Here is an 18,367-nt window from a genome sequence, read left to right as displayed (position 1 = left end):
GAGCCCGATCAGTCCGCGCCGTCCGACTCCGAAAGCGGTTGCTCGGCGCCGGCCGCGGCCGGCGACCCGGCTGCCGGGTCGGGTTCCGCCGCGCTCGATTCGTCGCCCGCGATGACGACCCTGTTGAAGACGTTCACGCCGGCTTTGAACATCGCGAGCAGGACGGGACCGAGGAACAGTCCCATGATCCCGAGCAGGTAGATGCCGCCGATGACGCCGATGATGACGGCCGCGGGGTGGAGTCCGGAGCCCCGATCGACGAAGATCGCGCGCAGGTAGTTGTCGACCAGCGCGAGGGCCGTGAGCCCGTAGGCCAGGAGGAGCGCGGCGGCGACCGGCTCGCCGATCGTCGTGAGATAGCCCACGGCGGGCGCCCAGACGAGCCAGACGCCGATCGCGGGCAGGAACGAGACCAGGACCATGATCACCGTCCAGAAGGCCGCGTTCGGGACGCCCAGCAGGACGAATCCGAGTCCGCCGAGCCCGCCCTGGACGATCGCGACGAGGACGTGACTGTAGATCACGGCCCAGGTGACGGTCTGGACCTCCTCAAAGAGTTCGTCGCGCACGTGCGGATCGAGCGGGGCCACGTCGCCGAGCCAGGCGACGAACTCGTCCCCGTCGACGAGCAGGTAGTACAGCAGGAAGACGAAGACGGCCAGCCCGATCGCCATCTCGACGCTGGCGTTGACCAGCCGCATCAGTTCGCCGAGGGCGAGTTCGGCCGCGCTCGAGAGGGAGGTTTCGACCTCGGTGTGAATCGCCGTCTCGATCGCGTCGATCTGCTGGCTCTCGAGGCCGAGATCGTCCTCCGCCACCCCGCGGACGGTTTCTATCGCGCGTTCGGCGTCGAAGTCGGTGAGAAACGAGACGGCGGTGTCCAGCACGACGAGGGAAAGAACGAGCAGCGGGACGACGGCGGCGACGATGGCGATCCCGGTCAACAGGATGGCCGCCGGTCGCGAGCCGAACCGCGGCTCGAGGCGCTCGTACGCGGGGTAGAGGACGAACGCGAGGAGGGCGGCCGCCATCACGTACTGCAACAGCGGGGCGATCAGCAGCGTCGTGATCACCCCGAGAACGACGAGGAGGAGGGCGAAGAACGCGGTTCGGGAGTCCATAGGGGACGATCCGCGGGATCGTACGTAAACCTTGACATTTCTATTCGCTAATTAGAACCCGCTGATAGGCGGCCGTGACCGGGCGCCCGTCGACGAACTGGCGGGACCGATCTGTCGGCACCCTCGGACCGGGTGCTGGCGGTTACAGCGGAACCGGCAGCCACTCGAGAAACCGAAGGAACGGCGTGGGGTCGAACAGCGGGTCGTGGAGGACGAGCCAGTCGAGCAGGACTAGCCCCGCGCCGTGGGCGACCACGGAGGGCAGGATCGAGTCGGACTCGTAGTCGACCGTGCCGAAGAGGACGTCGGTCGGCCCCGATAGCAAGAACTCGATCGGCGGTTTGCTGGCGTGATGAAGCATGTAGACGATCGGACTGATGAACACCGCTTTCCGGCCGATTTCCCTGACGCCCACGCAGAGCAGGCCGCGGTAGTAGGTCTCCGCGGCCAGCGCGAGCAGGAACAGCCTGAGCGCGTGGGGAACGAACTCCCCCAGCGCGGCCGAGGTCTCCCACATCGGGTAGAACCCCCGGATCGTCGGCAGCGTCGATCCTACGAGGTAGAACGGCAGGACGAACAGCGAGAGCAAGACCGTGTTGCGGACGGCGACGCGGTTGACGTTCCAGCCGAGGTGCTCGCCGTGGGTCACCCCGAGCGCGAGCGGCACGCCGATCAGCAACACGGTGTCGATCACGGCTCGCCGCCCGATATCGTCGGGAACGACCTGCACCCATAGGAGGGTCACCACCGCGCCGGTCAGCAGCGACTTCTGGACCCACGTGAGGCGATTGAACTGGTCGCGAAGCCAGCGAGCGCCGCTTCGGACCTCCTCCGTCGCCACAGATTTACTCGTCGGCGGTCGTGACCGGACCGGCGCCGATCACGTCCCGAACGTGCGTCTCGAATTCCTGGTGGCGCTGGAAGTAGGTCTCGTCGAGCTCCTCGAGGACGGCCGACAGCTCCCGGGGTCCGTCGGGCGTCCGAATGACGCTGTCGCCCTCGAGGCGATCGACTTCGCTCTTCTCTTTCGGCCAGGTCAGTCGGGACGTGACGCGGGCGAGCGGGGCGCCGTCGACGGGCGTTCGCTCGCCGAGCGCGACGGCCGGCTCGTCCTCGTCGTCCTCGTCGCTCATAGCCTGCCGTTTGCGAGCCGATAGATTCAACCTTTCGTTTCCGGGAATCGGTCGCGGTCCGCCGGTCGCCAGTCACGATCCGCCGGACGCGAGTCGCCTCTCGGAGCGGTCGAAACTCTCCGTCCGGCGAGGTGTGTCTGACGTAGCGTTTTGTGGGGGGAGCCCTAACCGATCGTACATGACAAGTCTGACGGAGGTCTACGACGGGACCGCACGGGAGGTGGCGAGCCCCCGGCAACTGTACGCCGGGACGGCGCTCGTCCTGGTGGGGGCGATCCTGGCCGTCGTGGCCGTCCTTATGGCGACGACGGACCTCTTCAGCGGCGCCGCGACGGCGCTCTCGCCGGGCGTCGAGGAACCCTACGCGTCCGTTCGCGTCGCCGGCGTGCTCGCCGGCCTCGGCGTTCCCACCGCGCTGGTCGGGGTCTTCCTCGTGTTGCCCGCGGGCAAACGAGTCCAGGCCGCCGCCGCGATCAGCGTGAGCCTGTGTCTGCTCGGGGTCGTCCTCTTCTGGGGCGCCTACCCCTACGACTGGCGGAGCTACGGCGCCGACCACACGCTGCGGGTCTCCGCCGTCTACCTGTTCGGGCTCTTCCTGGCCGTCTGGAGCCTGTTCACCGCCGTCGTCAACTTCAAGACGCGCAACGACCCCGGCGGCGCCCTCCAGATGAACGTCACCCGCCAGAACAAGACGGTCGTCGAAGTCACCGAGTCGACCGACTCGAGCGGGCTCGGCGGCATCGGCTTCCTCGGCGGCACGCCAGACGGCGACGTCGAGACGCAGACGAACGCGGACGACCCGACCGCCGCCTCAGACGCGGACTCGAGCGTCTCGAACTCCGGCGTTTCGAACTCCGGCGCCTCGACCTCGAGCGGGTCGAACGCGAGTCGCCGACTGTCGACCGGGACGGGATCCGGCGCCGGTCCTCGCGGCCCGGGCGCGGCGACCAGCGACGGCGGGACGACCACCGCGGACCTCTCCTCGCCGCTGGACGGCGACGGCCGCGACGCCGAAATCGTCGAGTCGGAGCCCTCCCGGTCCGCCGCGCCGACGGACCGCTACTGCGGCAACTGCGAGCACTTCGAGTACGTCCGCTCGTCGGAGGGGATGGTCCCCTACTGCGCCCGCCACGAGACCGCGATGGACGACATGGACGCCTGCGAGGAGTGGGCGCCGAATCGCTAGCGCCGGGTCGTTCAGTTCGTCGTTTTTCGAGCCGTTCTCCGTTTTCGTTCGGTTGGCACGCCGGTTCGGTGTGTCACTTAGTTCTCGTCTGGTTCTCGAGCACTATCGCCAGTCTATTCGATTTCGACGAGGACGTCGGACGCTGAACTATCCAGCCGGCGTGCGGTGGCGCGCGCTGTCGATCGGTCCGAGGACTCGAGGACCGATCGATGTTACTGCGCGAGGGATGAGTGAGTGAGCGGAGTGAACGAGCGAATCGGCTGGGGAGGGCGTGGCAATCCCTGACCGCCAGAATGAGCAGAACACTTTCGGACGTTTCCACTGTTGTTCGCGATCGGTGTTGATGGAACACGACTCGACGGTACGGATAGAACCGCGGTCACGAGTGAAGTGAGGGACAATGAGCACCGTCCTGCGATCGTGGCAACGGGGAATCGCCACGCCCTCCCCAGCCGATTCGCTCGTTGCACTCGCTCATCCCTCGCGCGGGTTCGTGCCGCAGTTCGTCGATGACTCACTGCGGCCCGGCGCACGCCACCGCACGCCGGATGGTCAGGGAGGGGAAAGAATTCGAGTCCAAAAGCGATACCGAATCGAACCGATTCGAACCTACAGGCCGGCCATCTGGCGGCCCATCTCGAAGCCCCACTGCGGGATTTCGAAGACGATCAGCGCGACGAGCGCCAGTTCGAGGACGGTGATGACCATCGTCATCACGTCCGCGTGTCTGCTGCTGACCGCGACGCCGACGGGGAGGCCGAACTCCTTCTTCCAGAGCGGATAGAACAGCGCGATGCCGCGCTTGCTCCCCGCGACGTCGAGCACGTAGTGCGTGAGCACGCCGATCCAGACGTACTCGAGGTTGCCGAACACGTACGGGAAGGCGACGAAGCCGACCAGCACCGGGAGGTTGTGCAGCGTCTTCCGGTGACGCCCGAACGCGGTGTCGACGTCCGGGAAGAGCGCCCCCAGCGTCACCGGCACGCCGATCATGATAATCGTCCGAAACGTCTCGACATCGCCCGACGGCTCGAGCACGTACCCCAGTCCGAGACTCAAGAGCGCGGCGTTGAGAACGTGACCCTTCTTGTTCATCTATCGGGTACTGGGAATGCGAGTGCCGAATAGTTTACTCTCCGAGACTGTCTTTCCTTCGGGCGGTTCTGGAGCGAACGAGACGGGTCGCTGACGATTCGAACGTCGATGCGACGCTCACGACTCCCGTTCCTCGATCGCCGCGAGCAGGTCCTCGAGGGCCCGATCGACGGTCTTCGCCCGGACGTCCGCGCGGTCGCCGTCGAAGACGTACCGCGAGACGGACGCGAAGGACGACTCGCTGCCCCACGGGCCGGCGTAGGCGACGCCGATGTAGACGGTGCCGACGGGGTTCTCTTCGGTGCCGCCGGTGGGTCCGGCGACGCCGGTCGTCGAGATCCCCCACGTGACGTCCGCGGCGTCGCGGACCCCACGCGCCATCTCGCGGGCGACGGGTTCCGAGACGGCGCCGTGTTCGTCCAGCGCCTCGCGGCTGACCCCGAGGTGGCGCCGTTTGGCGTCGTACGCGTAGGTCGTCAGCCCCGAATCGAAGTAGTCGGTGGCGCCCGGCACGGCCGTGATCGCGGCCCCGATCAGTCCGCCGGTACAGGACTCGGCGACGGCCAGATTCTCCTCGCGGTCCCGCAGCGCGTCGGCGACGTCCATCGGCAGGTCGCGGTCGATGTCGTCGTTCATCGGTACTCGAATGCAGGCGCCGAGGCGACGTGAATGCCGCGGTCGTCCCTCGCTCGGCGAGCGGGACCACGAACCGGCCGCGCCGGAAGCGCGAACGGAAAGAACGACGGTACGGGCCGACGCGCTATCCCACATGGAGTACGAGACGCCGCTGTTCTTCCACGTCATGGAGTACGCCGACCGGGCGGCGGGCGACGTCGTCGACATGGTCAGCGGAAACCCCGACTGGGAGCCCCCCGAGGCGCTCCGGGAGGGGCTGCGAGCGTACGCCGACCTCGAGCCGGATCGCTTCCAGTACCCGCCCAGCGAGGGGCTGCTCGAGCTCCGCGAGGAGATCGCCGCCCGGAGAGGCGTCGACGCCGAGCAGGTGGTCGTCACCAACGGCGCGGGCGAGGCGAACTACCTCGCGATGGCGCGGGCCCTCGAGCGCGATCGGGGGGACGAGATCGTTCTGACCGATCCCGTCTACCCGTACTACCCCGGCAAGACGACGATGCTCGGCGGGACCCAGCGGTTCGTCGCGAGTGACGCGACGGGGCAACTCGATCCGGACGACGTCCGGGACGCCGCCAGCGACGAGACGGCCGCGATCGTGGTCAACACGCCGAACAACCCGACCGGGGCGGTCTACCCCGAAGCGACGGTACGGGAACTCGCGGCCATCGCCGAGGAGTACGACGCCGTCCTCGTCAGCGACGAGGTGTACGACCACTACGACCTCTCGGGGCGGTTCGCCAGCGCGCTCGCGGTCGACTCGAGCCACCGGATCGTCACGAACGCCTTCTCGAAGTCGATGGCGATCACGGGCGTTCGGGTCGGCTACGCGATCTTCCCGCCGGAACTCGTCGCGAACGCCAGGAGTCGCCACATGCTGGTCAACGTCGCCACCACTCGCCCCGGCCAGTACGCGGTCCTGCGGGCGCTCCGTGAGACGGGACCCGACTACTACGAGGCCAACCGCGACCTGCTCCGGGAGCGCGTCGAGACCTTCACCGACGCCCTCGACGACGCGGGCGCCGAGTACACCACGCCCCAGGGCTCGTTCTACGTGATGGCTCGCTTCGACGGCTACCCCGGGACCCTCGCGAACGTCGAACGGCTGATCGACGAGGCCGGCGTCGCGGGGATGCCCGGCGAGGCGTTCGGCGACTCCCGAACCGAGTGGCTGCGCTTCGCGCTCGTCACCCCGCGCGTCGAGGAGGCGGCCCGGCGACTGGCGGCGTACTTCGAGTGAGCGCCCGCGTCGCTCGAGCCCGAATCGACCGACCGGTCCCGTCGAACTCCCGGTCGAACTCCCGGCCGAACCGGCCGCAATACAGATACGGAGGGACGACAGTCCCCTAGTCGATGCTGGTCGAGGCCGTCGTCGCCGCGTTCGTCGCGACGCAACTCTGTTACTTCGTCGTCAACTGCGGGCTCCTGGGGCTGTTCCTCCGCCGTCCGACGAACGTGGTCGACGAGCGGACGCTCGGGCGCGTCCTCGAGCGGGCCGCGAAACAGGACGAGCGCCGGCCCGACGACGCGGCCGACCGGGCTCGAGCCCGCGCCGACGGCGGCCATCGCGGGACGAGCCACTCAGGGACACACGCGGGGACGACAACGGCAACGTCGGTCGACACGTCGACGACGGGGGTCAACACGGAGACGACAGCGGCCGACGCGGAAGCGAACCCGCACCGAACGCCGGCCGTCGAAGACGGGCCCGGCCCCCGCTGTCGGCTTCCCGAGCGCTACCGTCGGCGGATTCACGTCTTCGTGCCGGTCGCGAGCGATCGGTGGGGCGCCCTCGAGCGAACGCTCGCGAGCGTCGCGCGCGGGACCTTTCCGGCGTCGGCGATCACCGTCTACCCCGTCTTCGAATCGCCCGACTCGAGTTCGACCGATCTCGAGGGGACGATCGACCCGCGGCGACCGCCGGGGCTCGAGGTCGATCCGATCGAAGTCGACCCGACCAAATTCGGTCCGACCGAGACCGACCTCGGGGAGGCGGACTCAGAGGGGGCGCCGTACGAGCGACCCGCCCTCGCGTGGACGTTCGAGGGCCCGGAGCTCTCGCGGTCGACGGCCGCCGCGGTGGCCGACGCCTACGCCTCCCGATCGGTCGCGGCCGACGACGTCGTCACCGTCCTCGAGGCCGGAACGCGGGTGCCGGTCGACGCGCTCGAACTCGCCGTCGCCGGCCTCGAGGAGTACGACATCGTGCAGGCCAAACGGACGGTGGACGACGTCGACGGCGGAATCCTCCCGCTGCTCGAGTCGATGGGAGCGGCGATCCGTTCGGATCTCGAGGCCGGCTCGAGTGCGGGCCCGTTCCACCTGCCCGGGACGGCCGCGTTCCTCGAAGCGAGCGCGCTGGAGGACCTCGACCGCTGGCGACGCGAGACGGAGTCGGCGCTGCCCCTCGGCGTGGCGGCGTCCCGCCGGGGTTACGCGTTCGGCGTTATCGACCGGTACGTTCGAGCGCCCTGTCCGACGAGATTCGGCGACTGGGTGCGGGAAAAGCGGGGATGGGTCCGCCGGCTGTATCGGGACCTGTTCGCGCGCTGTGTGGCCGGCGTCGACGACCGACGACGGTGGGCGGGGACCCTCCTGTTGCAGTCGCTGGCCGTTCTCACCGTCGTCGGACTCCCCGCCGCGGCGCTCGTGGCGCTGCTGTCCCCCAGCGGCCTCGACGGGGTCGCGTTCTCGACCCCGATGCGGTTCCTCGTCGGCTTCAACGCGGTCGTCTGGATCTACGCCGTCGTGCGGGCCTATCGGGCCGCCTGGGACGCGGTGCCCTTCCGATCCGGTTTGCACAAACTCGCTTACTCCGTCCTCGCGAATCCAGGTTCACAGGCGCTGTACGCGATGGCGTGGGCAGTCCCGATCTGGCTCGGTCTCGCTGATGTTATCCGCGGCCGCGACGAGTCCGCCGTCGATCCTGCGTCGCGCTAGCGTTTTTCCTGGGTTTCGCCGGTAGAGCCGACTCGAGGGACGCTGTTACTCGAAGTCGACGCTGTTGCTCGAGACTCACACCACTCGATACCGACGAATACTCGTGGCGGGGGGATGAACCGACCGCTATGAGTGGAATCGACGTGGAGCCGGTCGACGAAGAGGCCGAGGGAGCCGACGCTGACGGGGCCGAGGGCGCAGACGACGACTCGCACACGATCGAGGTGACGCCGACGGAGTCCGTCGACGAGCGCGAGACGGTCGGCGTGGAGCCGTCGGACGACCCCATCGACGGCCCCAGCTACGTCCTCTACGGGGGAAAGGGCGGCGTCGGGAAGACGACGATGGCGGCGGCGACCGCGCTCGACAGCGCCCGCGGCGGGACCAGCACGCTCGTCGTCTCGACGGATCCGGCACACTCCCTCTCGGATACCTTCGAGACCGACGTCCCGGCCGAACCGGCCCGCATTCGTGAGGACGTCCCCCTCTACGCGGCGGAGATCGATCCGGAGGCCGCGATGGAGGGCGGCGGGATCGGCTTCCTCGGCGGCGGTGCTGGCGGGCCCGGCGACGATGCGGACGCCGACGCTGCGGGCCGGAACCCCTTCGCCGACGGAGCCGACTCCGCCGCGGGTGGCGCGGGCGAGATGGGTGGGCTCGGCGGCCTCGGTGAACTGCTCGGCGGCGACGAATCGCCGATGGAGGCCCTCTTCGGCGGCGCGATGCCCGGCGCCGACGAGGCCGCCGCGATGCAACTCCTGCTCGAGTACCTCGACGACCCCCGGTTCGAGCGCGTGGTCGTCGACACCGCGCCGACGGGTCACACCCTCCGGCTGCTGAAGCTGCCCGAACTGATGGACACGATGATGGGCCGGATGATGAAGTTCCGCCAGCGGCTCAGCGGGATGCTCGAGGGAATGAAGGGGATGTTCCCCGGGCAGAACGCCCCAGAGAGCGCGGACGACCTCGGCGATCTGGACGAACTCCGCGACCGGATCGAGCGTCTCCGGGCGGCCCTGCAGGATCCCGCGCGGACCGACTTCCGGATCGTGATGGTCCCCGAGGAGATGAGCGTCTTCGAGTCCAAACGCCTGCGCCAGCAGCTCGAGGAGTTCCAGATTCCGGTCGGCACGGTGGTCGTCAACCGCGTCATGGAGCCCCTCTCGGACGTCACCGACGACGTGCACGGTGAGTTCCTCCAGCCGAATCTGGACGACTGCGAGTTCTGCCAGCGGCGGTGGGACGTCCAGCAGAAGGCCCTCGCCGAAGCGCAGGACCTCTTTCGGGGCACCGACGTCCGCCGCGTCCCGCTGTTCGCCGAGGAGGTCCGCGGCGAGGGGATGCTCGAGGTCGTCGCGGCCTGTCTGCGGTGATCGGCGTGTCGGGCGGTTGATCTCAGGTGTGCTGTTCACGCGGTAGACGTTCCGAAGCCAGTCGTTCGGTGATGGCCTCTTCATTCGGAGAGAGAGACGCAGTTTGCACAGCGTGTTCGACGTATCGTGGCAACGGGGAACTGCCTCGTCCTCCCCAGCCGATTCACTCACTCCCTTCGGTCGTTCGCTCATCCCTCGCACAATTTCGCCCCGCGGCTCGCTGGTCGCTCACCGCGGACCAGCGCGCGCCACCGCGCGGCGGACACGTACCACGCGGTGGCGTGCGCTGTCAGCTGGCCGAGCACTGCGAGGCCAGCTGATACTTCCGCGCGAGGGATGAGCGAGTGCAACGAGCGAATCGGCTGGGGAGGGCGTGGCGATTCCCCGTTGCCACGATAGGAGAAAGCGGTTCGACTCCGTCCGCGTTCATTCGGGTTCCTCATCCCCTGCAGCGTCCTCGTGGACGTGCAACAGGTCGACGTGTATCTCCTCGTCGGCCGCCGGCAGGTCGCGGACCGCCGCGGCCTGGGCGCGCGCCCTCGATTCCTCGTCGTCGACAAGTAGCAGGACTGCGCACATGTGATACCGTACCACGCGCAGTTCCTAACGTCGTCCTCCGGCCCCGGTCGACGGACGGGGTGCGATCGGCCGCGCGCTCGCGCCCGCCACCGGTCACTCGCTCATCGCCGGCTCGTCGACCGGCGGCTCGAGTCGAACGGCGTACGACAGGAGTCCGGCGGCGAGGACGGTGCCGGCGGCGAGCAGCCACCACGAGGCGCGGTAGCCGGCGGCGTCCGCGAGGTAGCCGAACGCGGGCGGGGAGACGATCGAACCGGCGACCAGCGAGAGCTGTCCGGCGGCGGTCGCACCGCCCATCTCGTCGCTCGAGACGAGCGTCGCCATGTAGGAGTAGTAGACGCCGGTGTTCCCGAGGACGAAAAAGCCCAGCGCCGAGAAGGCGACGACGGCGCCGCGGACCGTCGCGGTCGCCGCGACGACGAGGAACAGCGCGGCGCTCCCGAGCGACTGTACGATCAGGATCGCACCGATCCGAACGTCCGGATCGCCGGGGAGGTTGTCGCTGAGCCAGCCGCCGACCACGCGGCCGACGCTCCCGAACAGCTGGACGAGCGCGAGGACGACCCCGCCGAACGCGGCCGAGGCGCCGACCGCCTCCTCGACGTACAGTACGGTGTAGCCGGTCGTGGTGAACAGCGCCGCACCGAGGAAGAAGCCGGCGGCGACGAGGACGCGGTAGGGACGGTTCCGGGACAGCGCGCGGAAGTCGAGATAGCCCGTCCCGTCGCCGTCGCCGGATTCCTCGTAGCAAACGGCGAAGAGCAGCGCGACGACGACGGCGACGCCGGTGGCGATCAGGAACCCGGCTTGCCAGAATAGGACGCCCGCCAGCCCCGTCACGAGCAGGGCGCTGATCCCGCTGCCGGCCGTGACGCCGACCTGTTTGATCCCCAGCGCGAGGTTCTGGCGGCCCTCGGTGATGGCGTCGTAGATCGCCTTGTTCGTCCCCGGAATCGCCGTCGCGTACGCCGACCCGAGGACGAACGCGGCCGCGAGCAACAGCGCGTAGCTGGGCGCGCCGGCCACCAGCGTGGCGCCGGTCGCCAGCCCGACGAGTCCGAGCACGAGCGACCGCCGCTCGCCGAACCGGTCGATCAGCGCGCCCGCCGGCAGGAGCCAGACCGCGTAGCCCAGCGTGAGCGCGGTCACGACGAAGCCGACCGAAACGCGCGCGAGCCCGAACGCGTCGCGGAAGAACGTCGTCGCGGCGAAAACCGTGTAGTAACAGATACTCGCCGACACCTGCCACAGCGTCACGAGCGCGACCGTCCGCCAGTACGACCGGTCCATTCGACGACGGGACCTTCCTCGAGGACGCGCTTGACTGTCCCGGTGGCGGAGACCCTTCCGTTATATTTCCAATGGAAACCACGTTCCAACTCGCTGGGAACGGGGTACAGCGTTGATACGCATCGTCGGTGAGTATCCGGACGAGACGGTATGCCAGACCGCACCACAGCACGACGACGGGAGGACGCGATTCTCGAGGTCCTCGAGGAGTCGAGTCCGGCGACGACCGCCGACCTCGCGACGGCGCTCGAGACGCATCCGGTAACGATCGAGCGCCGCTGTCGTGCGCTGTACCGGTCCGGGCGTATCCGTCGCTGTACCGGCGGCGCGTACGCGCTCGCCGAGTCCGGCGCCGATCGGCCCGCGGCGTCGGCGATCGACGACGCGAGCGCCGACCGAACCACGTCGACGAACCCCGCCGACTGACTCGCCTCTCCGACGACAGGTATCGTCGATCGGCCCCACGTCGCGACCGCGGACCGTCCCGTAGCACCGGTTCGCCGCTCCCATAGCATCCTGCCGATTCCCGGCCGGTCGATTTCGATTCCCGCCTCCCGTTTTTGGACCGCGCGCGTCGACCGACTCAGACTAACTTCCGGAGCAGCCGGTAGCCCGCGTCGCGAAGCGTGTCCGGCAAGAATCGCGCGTAGACGCCGTACTGAGCCAGCGGTCCGACCGGATACCGGGCCGGCGGCTCGGGCGTCGTGGCGGCCTCGAGGATGGCCGCGGCGACGTCCTCGGCCGAGGATGCGAAGGGGCCGCCGTTGCCGCCGCCGATCAGTTGCATCTCGTCGTAGAGGTCGTACAGCGTCTCGTAGGCGGGCGTCCGCTCGTCGTCGGGCAGTTCCTCGTCGACGCGGTCGGAGAAGTTCGTCTCGACCGGGCCGGGTTCGATCACGGTGACGTCGATGCCGAACTCCTCGACCTCGGCGCGCAGCGAGTCGCTCATCGCCTCGAGGGCGTGTTTCGACCCGGCGTACGCGCCCGATCCGGGGAACGCGATCCGACCGACGACGCTCGAGACGTTGATGATCCGCCCGGCGCCCTGGGCGCGCATGTGGGGCAAGGCGGCGCGAACGAGCCGGTGGGGGCCGTAGACGTTGACGTCGAACTGGCGGTGGAGGTCCGACGTCGCGACGTCCTCCATCGGCCCCATCTGGGCGTAGCCGGCGTTGTTGACGAGACAGTCGATGGCGCCGGCGACGTCGACGACCCGTTCGACCGCCTCCGCGACCTGTTCGGGGTCGGTGACGTCCAGCGCGAACGTCGTACAGCCGGCCTCCTCGAGGGCCGCGATGTCGTCTTCGTTGCGGGCCGTGGCGAACACCTGCCAGTCGTCTCGCAGGAAGGCGGTAGCGGTCGCCCGGCCGATGCCCGAGGAACAACCGGTGATCAGGACGCTCTTCTTGCGCGTGTAGCGGTCGTCCCCGTCGCCCACGGTCGTCTCCTCGACGCGGTCGTCGGCGGTTCCCGGTGCCGCATTACGGTCATCCTCGACGACGGCGCCGTCCGGCCCGTCGTCGTCTGTGCGCTCGACGTCCTCAGCGGTGGCCATACGTGACCGATTCGAGAGGCGATACCTAAGTAGCGACGGTTTGTCGCGCTGAACGGACTGTCCGGGTGACCCGGGTGCCGGCCGCTGCGAGCATCGGATGACGGCGACGTGACGCCACCGGACGACAGCACTGCGACGCCACCGAACGTCCGTATCTATCACCGAGGCGGATATTCACTACCGGCGTCCGAGAACTATTCGGTATCGTGGCACTAGGTAACACATATGATGGACGCTTCGACGGACCGACCGATACTGGTCGCTGTCGCAAACCCCGACCACACCCCGCAACTCGTCCGAACGGCCAGTGACCTCGCTCGAGCGAGCGACGCGATCGTTCGGATCGTCTCGGTCGTCGTCAAGTCCCACGACTCGCCGTTTTCCGTCTATTCGGACGAGACGATCATCGAGCAGTACGCGGAAAACAGCCGGAAGCTACTCGACAGCGCACTCGCCGTCGCGCCGGACGACGTCAGGATCGACGACGCACAGGTCGTCAGTCGGTCGGTTTCCGACGGGATACTCACGGCGGTCGACGAGACCGACGCGCGGGCGCTCGTCGTCGGCTGGGAGGACCGCAAGCGCCGAACCGACGCGGTACTCGGCTCGACGAACGATCGGCTTCTCGAGCGCGCCCCGTGTGATCTCTACGTCGAACGCATCGGGCACGAGGCCGACGGCGTCGACTCGATCCTGCTGCCGGTCGCGGGCGGTCCGCACGTCCGGCCGGCGGTCGACGTGGCGAACGCGATCGCGGCCCGCAACGATGCGGCCGTCTCGTTCTGCTCGGTCATCGACGACGACGCGGATCCGTCGGTGGCCCGCGAATCGATCGAACGGGCGACGACGTTCCTCGAGGACGCGCCGGGGCCGCCCGTTCGGTCGGAATCGACGATCTACGACGGCGGCGACGTCGTCGAGACGCTCCTCGAGGCCGCGGCCGAACACGATATCGTCGTCTTCGGGGCGACGCGTCAGGGGGCGGTTCACCGCCGCCTCGTCGGTTCCATCCCGCGGAGGGTGGCGCGCCGAACCGACCGCACGGTGATCCTCGCTCGAGACGGGGACGCCGTCGGCGGGCCGGTGATCCGCCGGCTCAGACGGCTCTTGCCGACTCCGTGACGTGCGTCGTCCGCGAGCGAGTCACTCGTCGAGTCCGCGCTTCGCCTCGTCGGCGTAGCCGTCGGCCAGACGGACGGGGTCGGGGAGTTTGTACGACGTGGCGAGCGCGAGCGCGGCGTCGGCGGCCGTTTCGGAGCCGACGCGGTGGCCGGGGCTGACGTACAGCGGATTGATGTACCGATCCGGCGAGTCGTACTGGCGCGTCTGGACCGCGTAGCCCAGTAGTGTGCCGTCGGGGGCGTCGACCCGCGAGTTCGACTCGATCGGAACGCGGGACCCCGCCGGGAGGTTCTCGGTGTCCTCCGTCGGCGTCCCGCAGAGCAGGCTCTTGGCGACGCCGATGCTCGGCACGTCGCGGACGACGCCCATGTGGGTCGCGATGCCGGCCTGCCGGAAGTGGATGCGGCCGCTGCCGTCGAAGAGAATTAGGTCCGGGTCGACGGAAAGTTCCTCGAGCGCCGCGAGGATCGGCCGTCCCTCGCGGAAGGAGAGTAGGCCCGGGATGTAGGGAATCTCGAGGGGCGTGACGGCGTGAACGCGCTCGATCACCTCGCCGCCGCGCATCGCGACGACGGCGGACAGCGCCCGGTCCTGATCGCCCGCCTCGTTCGTGAGAAACGACTGGTCGACGCCGACCACGGTCACGGGGTCGTCGGGACTCGAGGCCGACGCGAGCGGATCGCCGAGCGTGGCGGCATCGAAGTCGAACTCGTCTTCGAACACCGCGGCGTCGGCGATTTCGCGCTGCATGGCTTCCATCTCGTCGCGCTCGAGCGAGCCGTCGGGAACGAGGTCGGGCCGGGCCGTGGACATTGCTGCTCGAGGATTGACGGCGGGCGAAAATCAGTGTCGGGGTTGCGATACCGAATGAGTGAACCGGATGGGAAGAACGAATGAATGGGTTAGAATCGACGGCGACCGCCGGGACCGCCCGGGCCGCCGGGGCCACCGGGACCGCCCGGCCCGCCACCGCCGAGCTGGAACTGGTTCGGCGTGCGGACGTTCTGGGTGCGCTTGACGTACTCGCCGTAGCCCAGTCCGATCGCGAGGCCGACGAGGTGGGCCATGTGGGCGATATTGCCGCCGCCCCCGGTGCCGATGAAGAAGATACTGATTAGCGCCGTGAACCCGGTCAGGATCCAGATCGGGACTGGGAGGATGAAGTAGAGGTACACCGTGAGGTTCGGGTTCAGGATCGTCAGGATGCCCATGATCGCGAGCGCGGCACCGCTGGCACCGAGGACGCCCGGCGTGAGGGGGGTGATCGGACCCTGCAGGAGGGTGATACCGATCTGTGCGAGGCCGGCGAGCGCGCCGCTCACCAGGAAGAGGATCGCGAAGTTCCTCGAGCCGACGTAGCGCTCGACGAGCGGCCCGAAGAAGAATATCACGATGCTGTTGAACACGATGTGCATGAAGCCGCCGTGGGCGAAGATCGACGTGAACCACGTCCAGACGTACTCCGGATGCTGCGGCGTCAGGACGAACAGCGTCCGGTGGAGGCCGAACCCGAACGCCGTCTGCACGACCAACTGTAACAGGAACGTGATCCACATCAGCGCGAGGAACGTGTAGGTCACGTTCCCGCGGAAGTACGCGAGCGGCCCGCCCGGTCCCGTGTCGATCGGCAGTTTGTCGGTGAGACTCGAGGCCCGGGAAGTGCTCCCGCCGCTCTCGACGCCGTCGTCGAAGCCGCTGTCGAAGACCCCCTGCGGATCGTTCCAGTTTTGCAGCCCCGTACAGTCGTGGTTCTCCGGCAGCCGGTGGTCGGCACAGAAGGTGCCCCCGCAGTGCCGACAGTTGTAGGGCATGCTTTCGTCTTTCCCACACACGTCGCACTTGGCCATTGAGCGGGGGTATGTGTGGCACCGCTAAGGGATTTGGGGTTCGTCCCTCGCACTGATTTCCCGCGGTCGCGGGCGTGCTTCCGCCCGTATACGCGAGCGTTTCGGCCCGTTGAACGGTCCGCTTCGGACGGTAGTCGCGTCTTACGGACCGTTTCTGGTGGTGACACGAGAGTGGGGAAGTCACCGACTCGACCGGCCGTCCGGCGGCGACCGCCGGCCGCCCCGCCCGCGTCGCCCCGAACTGTACATTTTTGCTTCCCGAACCCCCATATCGAGGCGTGCAAGAGTACGAGCGCAAGCAGCTGCTCGAGCGCGTCGAGCGCGAGGGCGCGACCGTCGGCGCGGACATCCCGGAGACGATCACCGTCCAGGGGGAGGAGATCGAGCTCCGGACGTTCGTCTTCGAGATCAAGCGCCGCGAGACGGTGCCCGCCGGCGAGCGCGACCGCGTCGAGCAGGCCAAACGGAACCTGCGACGCGAGCGACGCGAGCGCCTCGAGGCCATCGAGGAGGGCGATATCAGCCGCGAGGAGGGCGAGGAACTCGCCGGGAGCATCATCGGCATCGATCGGGCGCTGAACGCCCTCGAGAGCCTCGGACCGACGGACTTAGAGCGCGAACAGCAGGCCAAACAGGCCCAGGATCGCAAGCGCTGGATGTCGTTCCTCAAAAAGGCGCTGGGGAAGGACGACGGCGGCGCCTCCCGGAGGGGACGATAAATGGCGACCAACGCCGAAATCGCCGGTCGCTTCGAGGAGTTCGCCGACCTGCTCGAGGCCGACGACGTCGAGTACAAGCCCCGCGCGTACCGGCGCGCGGCCGAGAACATCCGCGCCCACCCCGTCCCGATCGCCGACCGCGTCGAGGACGGCGACGAGGCGGTTCTCGAGGAGATCGACGGCGTCGGCGACGCCATCTCCTCGAAGGTGATCGAGTACGTCGAAACGGGCGAGATCGAGGAACTCGAGGAACTCCGCGCGGAGCTGCCGATCGACATTGCCGACATCACGCGCATCGAGGGCGTCGGTCCCAAAACGGCGGGGAAACTCTACCGCGAACTCGGGATCGAGACGCTCGACGACCTCGAGGACGCAGCCGAAGCCAACGAGATACGGGCAGTCAAGGGGTTCGGCCCCAAAACGGAGCAGAACATCCGGGAGAACATCGAATTCGCCCGGGAAGTCGGCCAGCGCCAACTGCTTGGCGAGGCCCGGCCGCTCGCGGACGACGTGCTCGAGTTCCTCGAGTCGGTCGACGAGGTCGAGCGCTGCGAGGTCGCCGGCTCCATCCGGCGGTGGCGCGAGACGATCGGCGACGTGGACGTGCTCGCCGCCACCGAGGACGGCGAGGCGGTCGTCGACACCTTCGTGAACTGGGACTCGGTCGACGGCGAGATCGAGTCCGGCCCCGAAAAAGCGAGCGTCCGCGTCGGCGAGATTCGGGTTGACCTCCGCGTGGTCGTCCCCGAGGAGTTCGGTTCCGCGCTGCAGTACTTCACGGGGAGCAGGGACCACAACGTCGCGCTGCGCAACTACGCGATCGATCGCGGAATGAAGCTGAACGAGTACGGGGCCTTCGACGTGAGCGACGTCGAGGACCACGAGTCGGACCAGCGCGTCGGCGAACGCGTCGCCGGCGAGACCGAGGAAGGGATGTACGAGGCGCTGGGGCTCCCGTGGATTCCGCCGGAACTCCGATCGGACCGCGGGGAGATCGCGGCGGCGGCAAACGACGCGTTGCCCGACCTGCTTACCCGCGAGGACGTCCGCGGCGACCTGCACAGTCACACCGAGTGGTCCGACGGCAACACCGATATCGAAGCGATGGTCGAGGCGGCCAAAGCCATGGGCTACGACTACTACGGCGTCGCCGACCACGCGGAGGGACCCGGCATCGTCGGCGGGATGGGCCTCTCGGACACCGAAATCCTCGAGCAGGTCGAGGCGATCCGCGAAGTGGCCGCCGCAGTCGACATCGAGGTGTTCGCGGGAATCGAGGCCAACGTCGACGCCGAGGGCGAGATCGACCTCTCGGAGGAGGTGATCGAGGCCTTAGACGTCATCGTCGCCTCAACCCACAGCGCGCTCGGACAGGATGCGGAGACGGCGACCGAACGCCTCGTCCGCGCCGCGAAGAACCCGACGATCGACGTGCTCGGCCATCCCAGCGGCCGCCTACTCAACGAGCGCTCCGGACTGGAGTTCGACGCCGCCGCGCTCGGCGAGGCCGCGGCCGAGCACGGCACCGCCCTCGAGGTCAACTCGAACCCGCGCCGGCTGGACCTCTGGGGGAGCGCCGTTCAGGCCGTCCTCGAGGAGGGAGCCCCCATTGCGATCAACACCGATGCCCATCAGCCGTCGACGCTCGAGTACATGCGCTGGGGCGTCCACACGGCGCGACGCGGGTGGGCCGAACCGGACGACGTGATCAACACGTGGGCACTCGAGGACCTGCGCGAGTTCCTGCACTGACCGCTCGCCGACTTCGGTTCGGACG

General features: G+C 68.4%; 18 protein-coding genes. 8 read left to right on the top strand and 10 right to left on the bottom strand.

Going from position 1 to position 18,367, the window contains the following annotated elements; genetic code table 11:
- Positions 1-8: 8 nt before the first annotated feature.
- From J0X25_RS19645 to J0X25_RS19635, 3 genes are all read right to left on the bottom strand, one after another.
- Positions 9-1,121 (bottom strand): AI-2E family transporter, encoded by a 1,113-nt coding sequence (locus tag J0X25_RS19645; protein ID WP_207289141.1) that lies wholly within the window; start codon positions 1,119-1,121, stop codon positions 9-11.
- Between the two features lie 142 nt (positions 1,122-1,263).
- A complete protein-coding gene (locus J0X25_RS19640; RefSeq protein WP_207289140.1) occupies positions 1,264-1,962 on the bottom strand; it encodes a CPBP family glutamic-type intramembrane protease in 699 nt (232 codons plus the stop codon).
- Positions 1,963-1,966: 4 nt separating this feature from the next.
- A complete protein-coding gene (locus J0X25_RS19635) occupies positions 1,967-2,254 on the bottom strand; it encodes a DUF5789 family protein (RefSeq protein ID WP_207289139.1) in 288 nt (95 codons plus the stop codon).
- Between the two features lie 178 nt (positions 2,255-2,432).
- Between J0X25_RS19635 and J0X25_RS19630 the strand changes: the two genes are divergently transcribed.
- Positions 2,433-3,440, top strand: a complete 1,008-nt coding sequence (locus J0X25_RS19630) for a cell division protein CdpA domain-containing protein (RefSeq protein WP_207289138.1) — start codon at positions 2,433-2,435, stop codon at positions 3,438-3,440.
- A 609-nt stretch (positions 3,441-4,049) separates the two neighbouring features.
- On the opposite strand, the gene J0X25_RS19625 is transcribed toward J0X25_RS19630, so the two are convergent.
- Positions 4,050-4,535, bottom strand: coding sequence for a metal-dependent hydrolase (locus J0X25_RS19625; protein WP_207289137.1), 486 nt, complete (start codon positions 4,533-4,535; stop codon positions 4,050-4,052).
- Positions 4,536-4,652: 117 nt separating this feature from the next.
- Positions 4,653-5,171, bottom strand: a complete 519-nt coding sequence (locus tag J0X25_RS19620; protein ID WP_207289136.1) for a CinA family protein — start codon at positions 5,169-5,171, stop codon at positions 4,653-4,655.
- Between the two features lie 133 nt (positions 5,172-5,304).
- Between J0X25_RS19620 and J0X25_RS19615 the strand changes: the two genes are divergently transcribed.
- From J0X25_RS19615 to J0X25_RS19605, 3 genes are all read left to right on the top strand, one after another.
- Positions 5,305-6,405, top strand: coding sequence for a pyridoxal phosphate-dependent aminotransferase (locus J0X25_RS19615; RefSeq protein WP_207289135.1), 1,101 nt, complete (start codon positions 5,305-5,307; stop codon positions 6,403-6,405).
- 113 nt (positions 6,406-6,518) lie between these two features.
- Positions 6,519-8,105, top strand: coding sequence for a glycosyltransferase family 2 protein (locus J0X25_RS19610; protein ID WP_207289134.1), 1,587 nt, complete (start codon positions 6,519-6,521; stop codon positions 8,103-8,105).
- A gap of 128 nt (positions 8,106-8,233) precedes the next feature.
- Positions 8,234-9,478, top strand: a complete 1,245-nt coding sequence (locus tag J0X25_RS19605) for an ArsA family ATPase (RefSeq protein WP_207289133.1) — start codon at positions 8,234-8,236, stop codon at positions 9,476-9,478.
- A gap of 426 nt (positions 9,479-9,904) precedes the next feature.
- Here J0X25_RS19605 and J0X25_RS19600 read toward each other — a convergent pair whose 3' ends face one another.
- Complete coding sequence (locus J0X25_RS19600; RefSeq protein WP_207289132.1) at positions 9,905-10,057, bottom strand: hypothetical protein; 153 nt, start codon at positions 10,055-10,057, stop codon at positions 9,905-9,907.
- 93 nt (positions 10,058-10,150) lie between these two features.
- Entirely contained in the window at positions 10,151-11,347 is a 1,197-nt protein-coding gene (locus tag J0X25_RS19595) for an MFS transporter (RefSeq protein ID WP_207289131.1), read from the bottom strand.
- A gap of 150 nt (positions 11,348-11,497) precedes the next feature.
- Between J0X25_RS19595 and J0X25_RS19590 the strand changes: the two genes are divergently transcribed.
- Positions 11,498-11,773 (top strand): DeoR/GlpR family DNA-binding transcription regulator, encoded by a 276-nt coding sequence (locus tag J0X25_RS19590; RefSeq protein WP_207289130.1) that lies wholly within the window; start codon positions 11,498-11,500, stop codon positions 11,771-11,773.
- Between the two features lie 157 nt (positions 11,774-11,930).
- Here the strand turns inward: J0X25_RS19590 and J0X25_RS19585 are convergent, their stop codons facing one another.
- Positions 11,931-12,902: an SDR family oxidoreductase gene (locus tag J0X25_RS19585; RefSeq protein ID WP_207289129.1), complete on the bottom strand. Its 972-nt coding sequence runs from the start codon at positions 12,900-12,902 to the stop codon at positions 11,931-11,933.
- Positions 12,903-13,127: 225 nt separating this feature from the next.
- On the opposite strand from J0X25_RS19585, the gene J0X25_RS19580 reads away from it, so the two are divergent.
- A complete protein-coding gene (locus J0X25_RS19580) occupies positions 13,128-14,024 on the top strand; it encodes a universal stress protein (protein WP_207289128.1) in 897 nt (298 codons plus the stop codon).
- Positions 14,025-14,045: 21 nt separating this feature from the next.
- Here the strand turns inward: J0X25_RS19580 and J0X25_RS19575 are convergent, their stop codons facing one another.
- On the bottom strand, positions 14,046-14,837 hold the full coding sequence (locus tag J0X25_RS19575) for an endonuclease V (RefSeq protein ID WP_207289127.1): 792 nt from the start codon (positions 14,835-14,837) through the stop codon (positions 14,046-14,048).
- An 89-nt stretch (positions 14,838-14,926) separates the two neighbouring features.
- Entirely contained in the window at positions 14,927-15,871 is a 945-nt protein-coding gene (locus J0X25_RS19570; protein ID WP_207289126.1) for a rhomboid family intramembrane serine protease, read from the bottom strand.
- Between the two features lie 278 nt (positions 15,872-16,149).
- On the opposite strand from J0X25_RS19570, the gene J0X25_RS19565 reads away from it, so the two are divergent.
- Together J0X25_RS19565 and polX are read left to right on the top strand one after the other, a co-directional pair.
- Positions 16,150-16,590, top strand: coding sequence for a DUF5788 family protein (locus tag J0X25_RS19565; RefSeq protein ID WP_207289125.1), 441 nt, complete (start codon positions 16,150-16,152; stop codon positions 16,588-16,590).
- Positions 16,591-18,342, top strand: coding sequence for a DNA polymerase/3'-5' exonuclease PolX (polX, locus tag J0X25_RS19560; RefSeq protein ID WP_207289124.1), 1,752 nt, complete (start codon positions 16,591-16,593; stop codon positions 18,340-18,342). It abuts the gene before it with no gap.
- The last annotated feature ends 25 nt before the right edge of the window (positions 18,343-18,367 follow it).

This window comes from Haloterrigena alkaliphila, from assembly GCF_017352155.2.
GTDB lineage: Archaea > Halobacteriota > Halobacteria > Halobacteriales > Natrialbaceae > Haloterrigena > Haloterrigena alkaliphila.
This window is presented reverse-complemented; position numbering and strand designations above follow the sequence as displayed.

What these genes read in the sequence shown, in the direction of transcription:
- J0X25_RS19630 (WP_207289138.1), top strand. Translation starts at nt 2,433, where the DNA reads ATGACAAGTCTGACGGAGGTCTACGACGGGACCGCACGGGAGGTGGCG.
- J0X25_RS19625 (WP_207289137.1), bottom strand. Translation starts at nt 4,535, where the DNA reads ATGAACAAGAAGGGTCACGTTCTCAACGCCGCGCTCTTGAGTCTCGGA.
- J0X25_RS19580 (WP_207289128.1), top strand. Translation starts at nt 13,128, where the DNA reads ATGATGGACGCTTCGACGGACCGACCGATACTGGTCGCTGTCGCAAAC.
- polX (WP_207289124.1), top strand. Translation starts at nt 16,591, where the DNA reads ATGGCGACCAACGCCGAAATCGCCGGTCGCTTCGAGGAGTTCGCCGAC.
- J0X25_RS19575 (WP_207289127.1), bottom strand. Translation starts at nt 14,837, where the DNA reads ATGTCCACGGCCCGGCCCGACCTCGTTCCCGACGGCTCGCTCGAGCGC.
- J0X25_RS19600 (WP_207289132.1), bottom strand. Translation starts at nt 10,057, where the DNA reads ATGTGCGCAGTCCTGCTACTTGTCGACGACGAGGAATCGAGGGCGCGC.
- J0X25_RS19605 (WP_207289133.1), top strand. Translation starts at nt 8,234, where the DNA reads ATGAGTGGAATCGACGTGGAGCCGGTCGACGAAGAGGCCGAGGGAGCC.
- J0X25_RS19570 (WP_207289126.1), bottom strand. Translation starts at nt 15,871, where the DNA reads ATGGCCAAGTGCGACGTGTGTGGGAAAGACGAAAGCATGCCCTACAAC.
- J0X25_RS19595 (WP_207289131.1), bottom strand. Translation starts at nt 11,347, where the DNA reads ATGGACCGGTCGTACTGGCGGACGGTCGCGCTCGTGACGCTGTGGCAG.
- J0X25_RS19620 (WP_207289136.1), bottom strand. Translation starts at nt 5,171, where the DNA reads ATGAACGACGACATCGACCGCGACCTGCCGATGGACGTCGCCGACGCG.
- J0X25_RS19635 (WP_207289139.1), bottom strand. Translation starts at nt 2,254, where the DNA reads ATGAGCGACGAGGACGACGAGGACGAGCCGGCCGTCGCGCTCGGCGAG.
- J0X25_RS19590 (WP_207289130.1), top strand. Translation starts at nt 11,498, where the DNA reads ATGCCAGACCGCACCACAGCACGACGACGGGAGGACGCGATTCTCGAG.
- J0X25_RS19585 (WP_207289129.1), bottom strand. Translation starts at nt 12,902, where the DNA reads ATGGCCACCGCTGAGGACGTCGAGCGCACAGACGACGACGGGCCGGAC.
- J0X25_RS19615 (WP_207289135.1), top strand. Translation starts at nt 5,305, where the DNA reads ATGGAGTACGAGACGCCGCTGTTCTTCCACGTCATGGAGTACGCCGAC.
- J0X25_RS19645 (WP_207289141.1), bottom strand. Translation starts at nt 1,121, where the DNA reads ATGGACTCCCGAACCGCGTTCTTCGCCCTCCTCCTCGTCGTTCTCGGG.
- J0X25_RS19610 (WP_207289134.1), top strand. Translation starts at nt 6,519, where the DNA reads ATGCTGGTCGAGGCCGTCGTCGCCGCGTTCGTCGCGACGCAACTCTGT.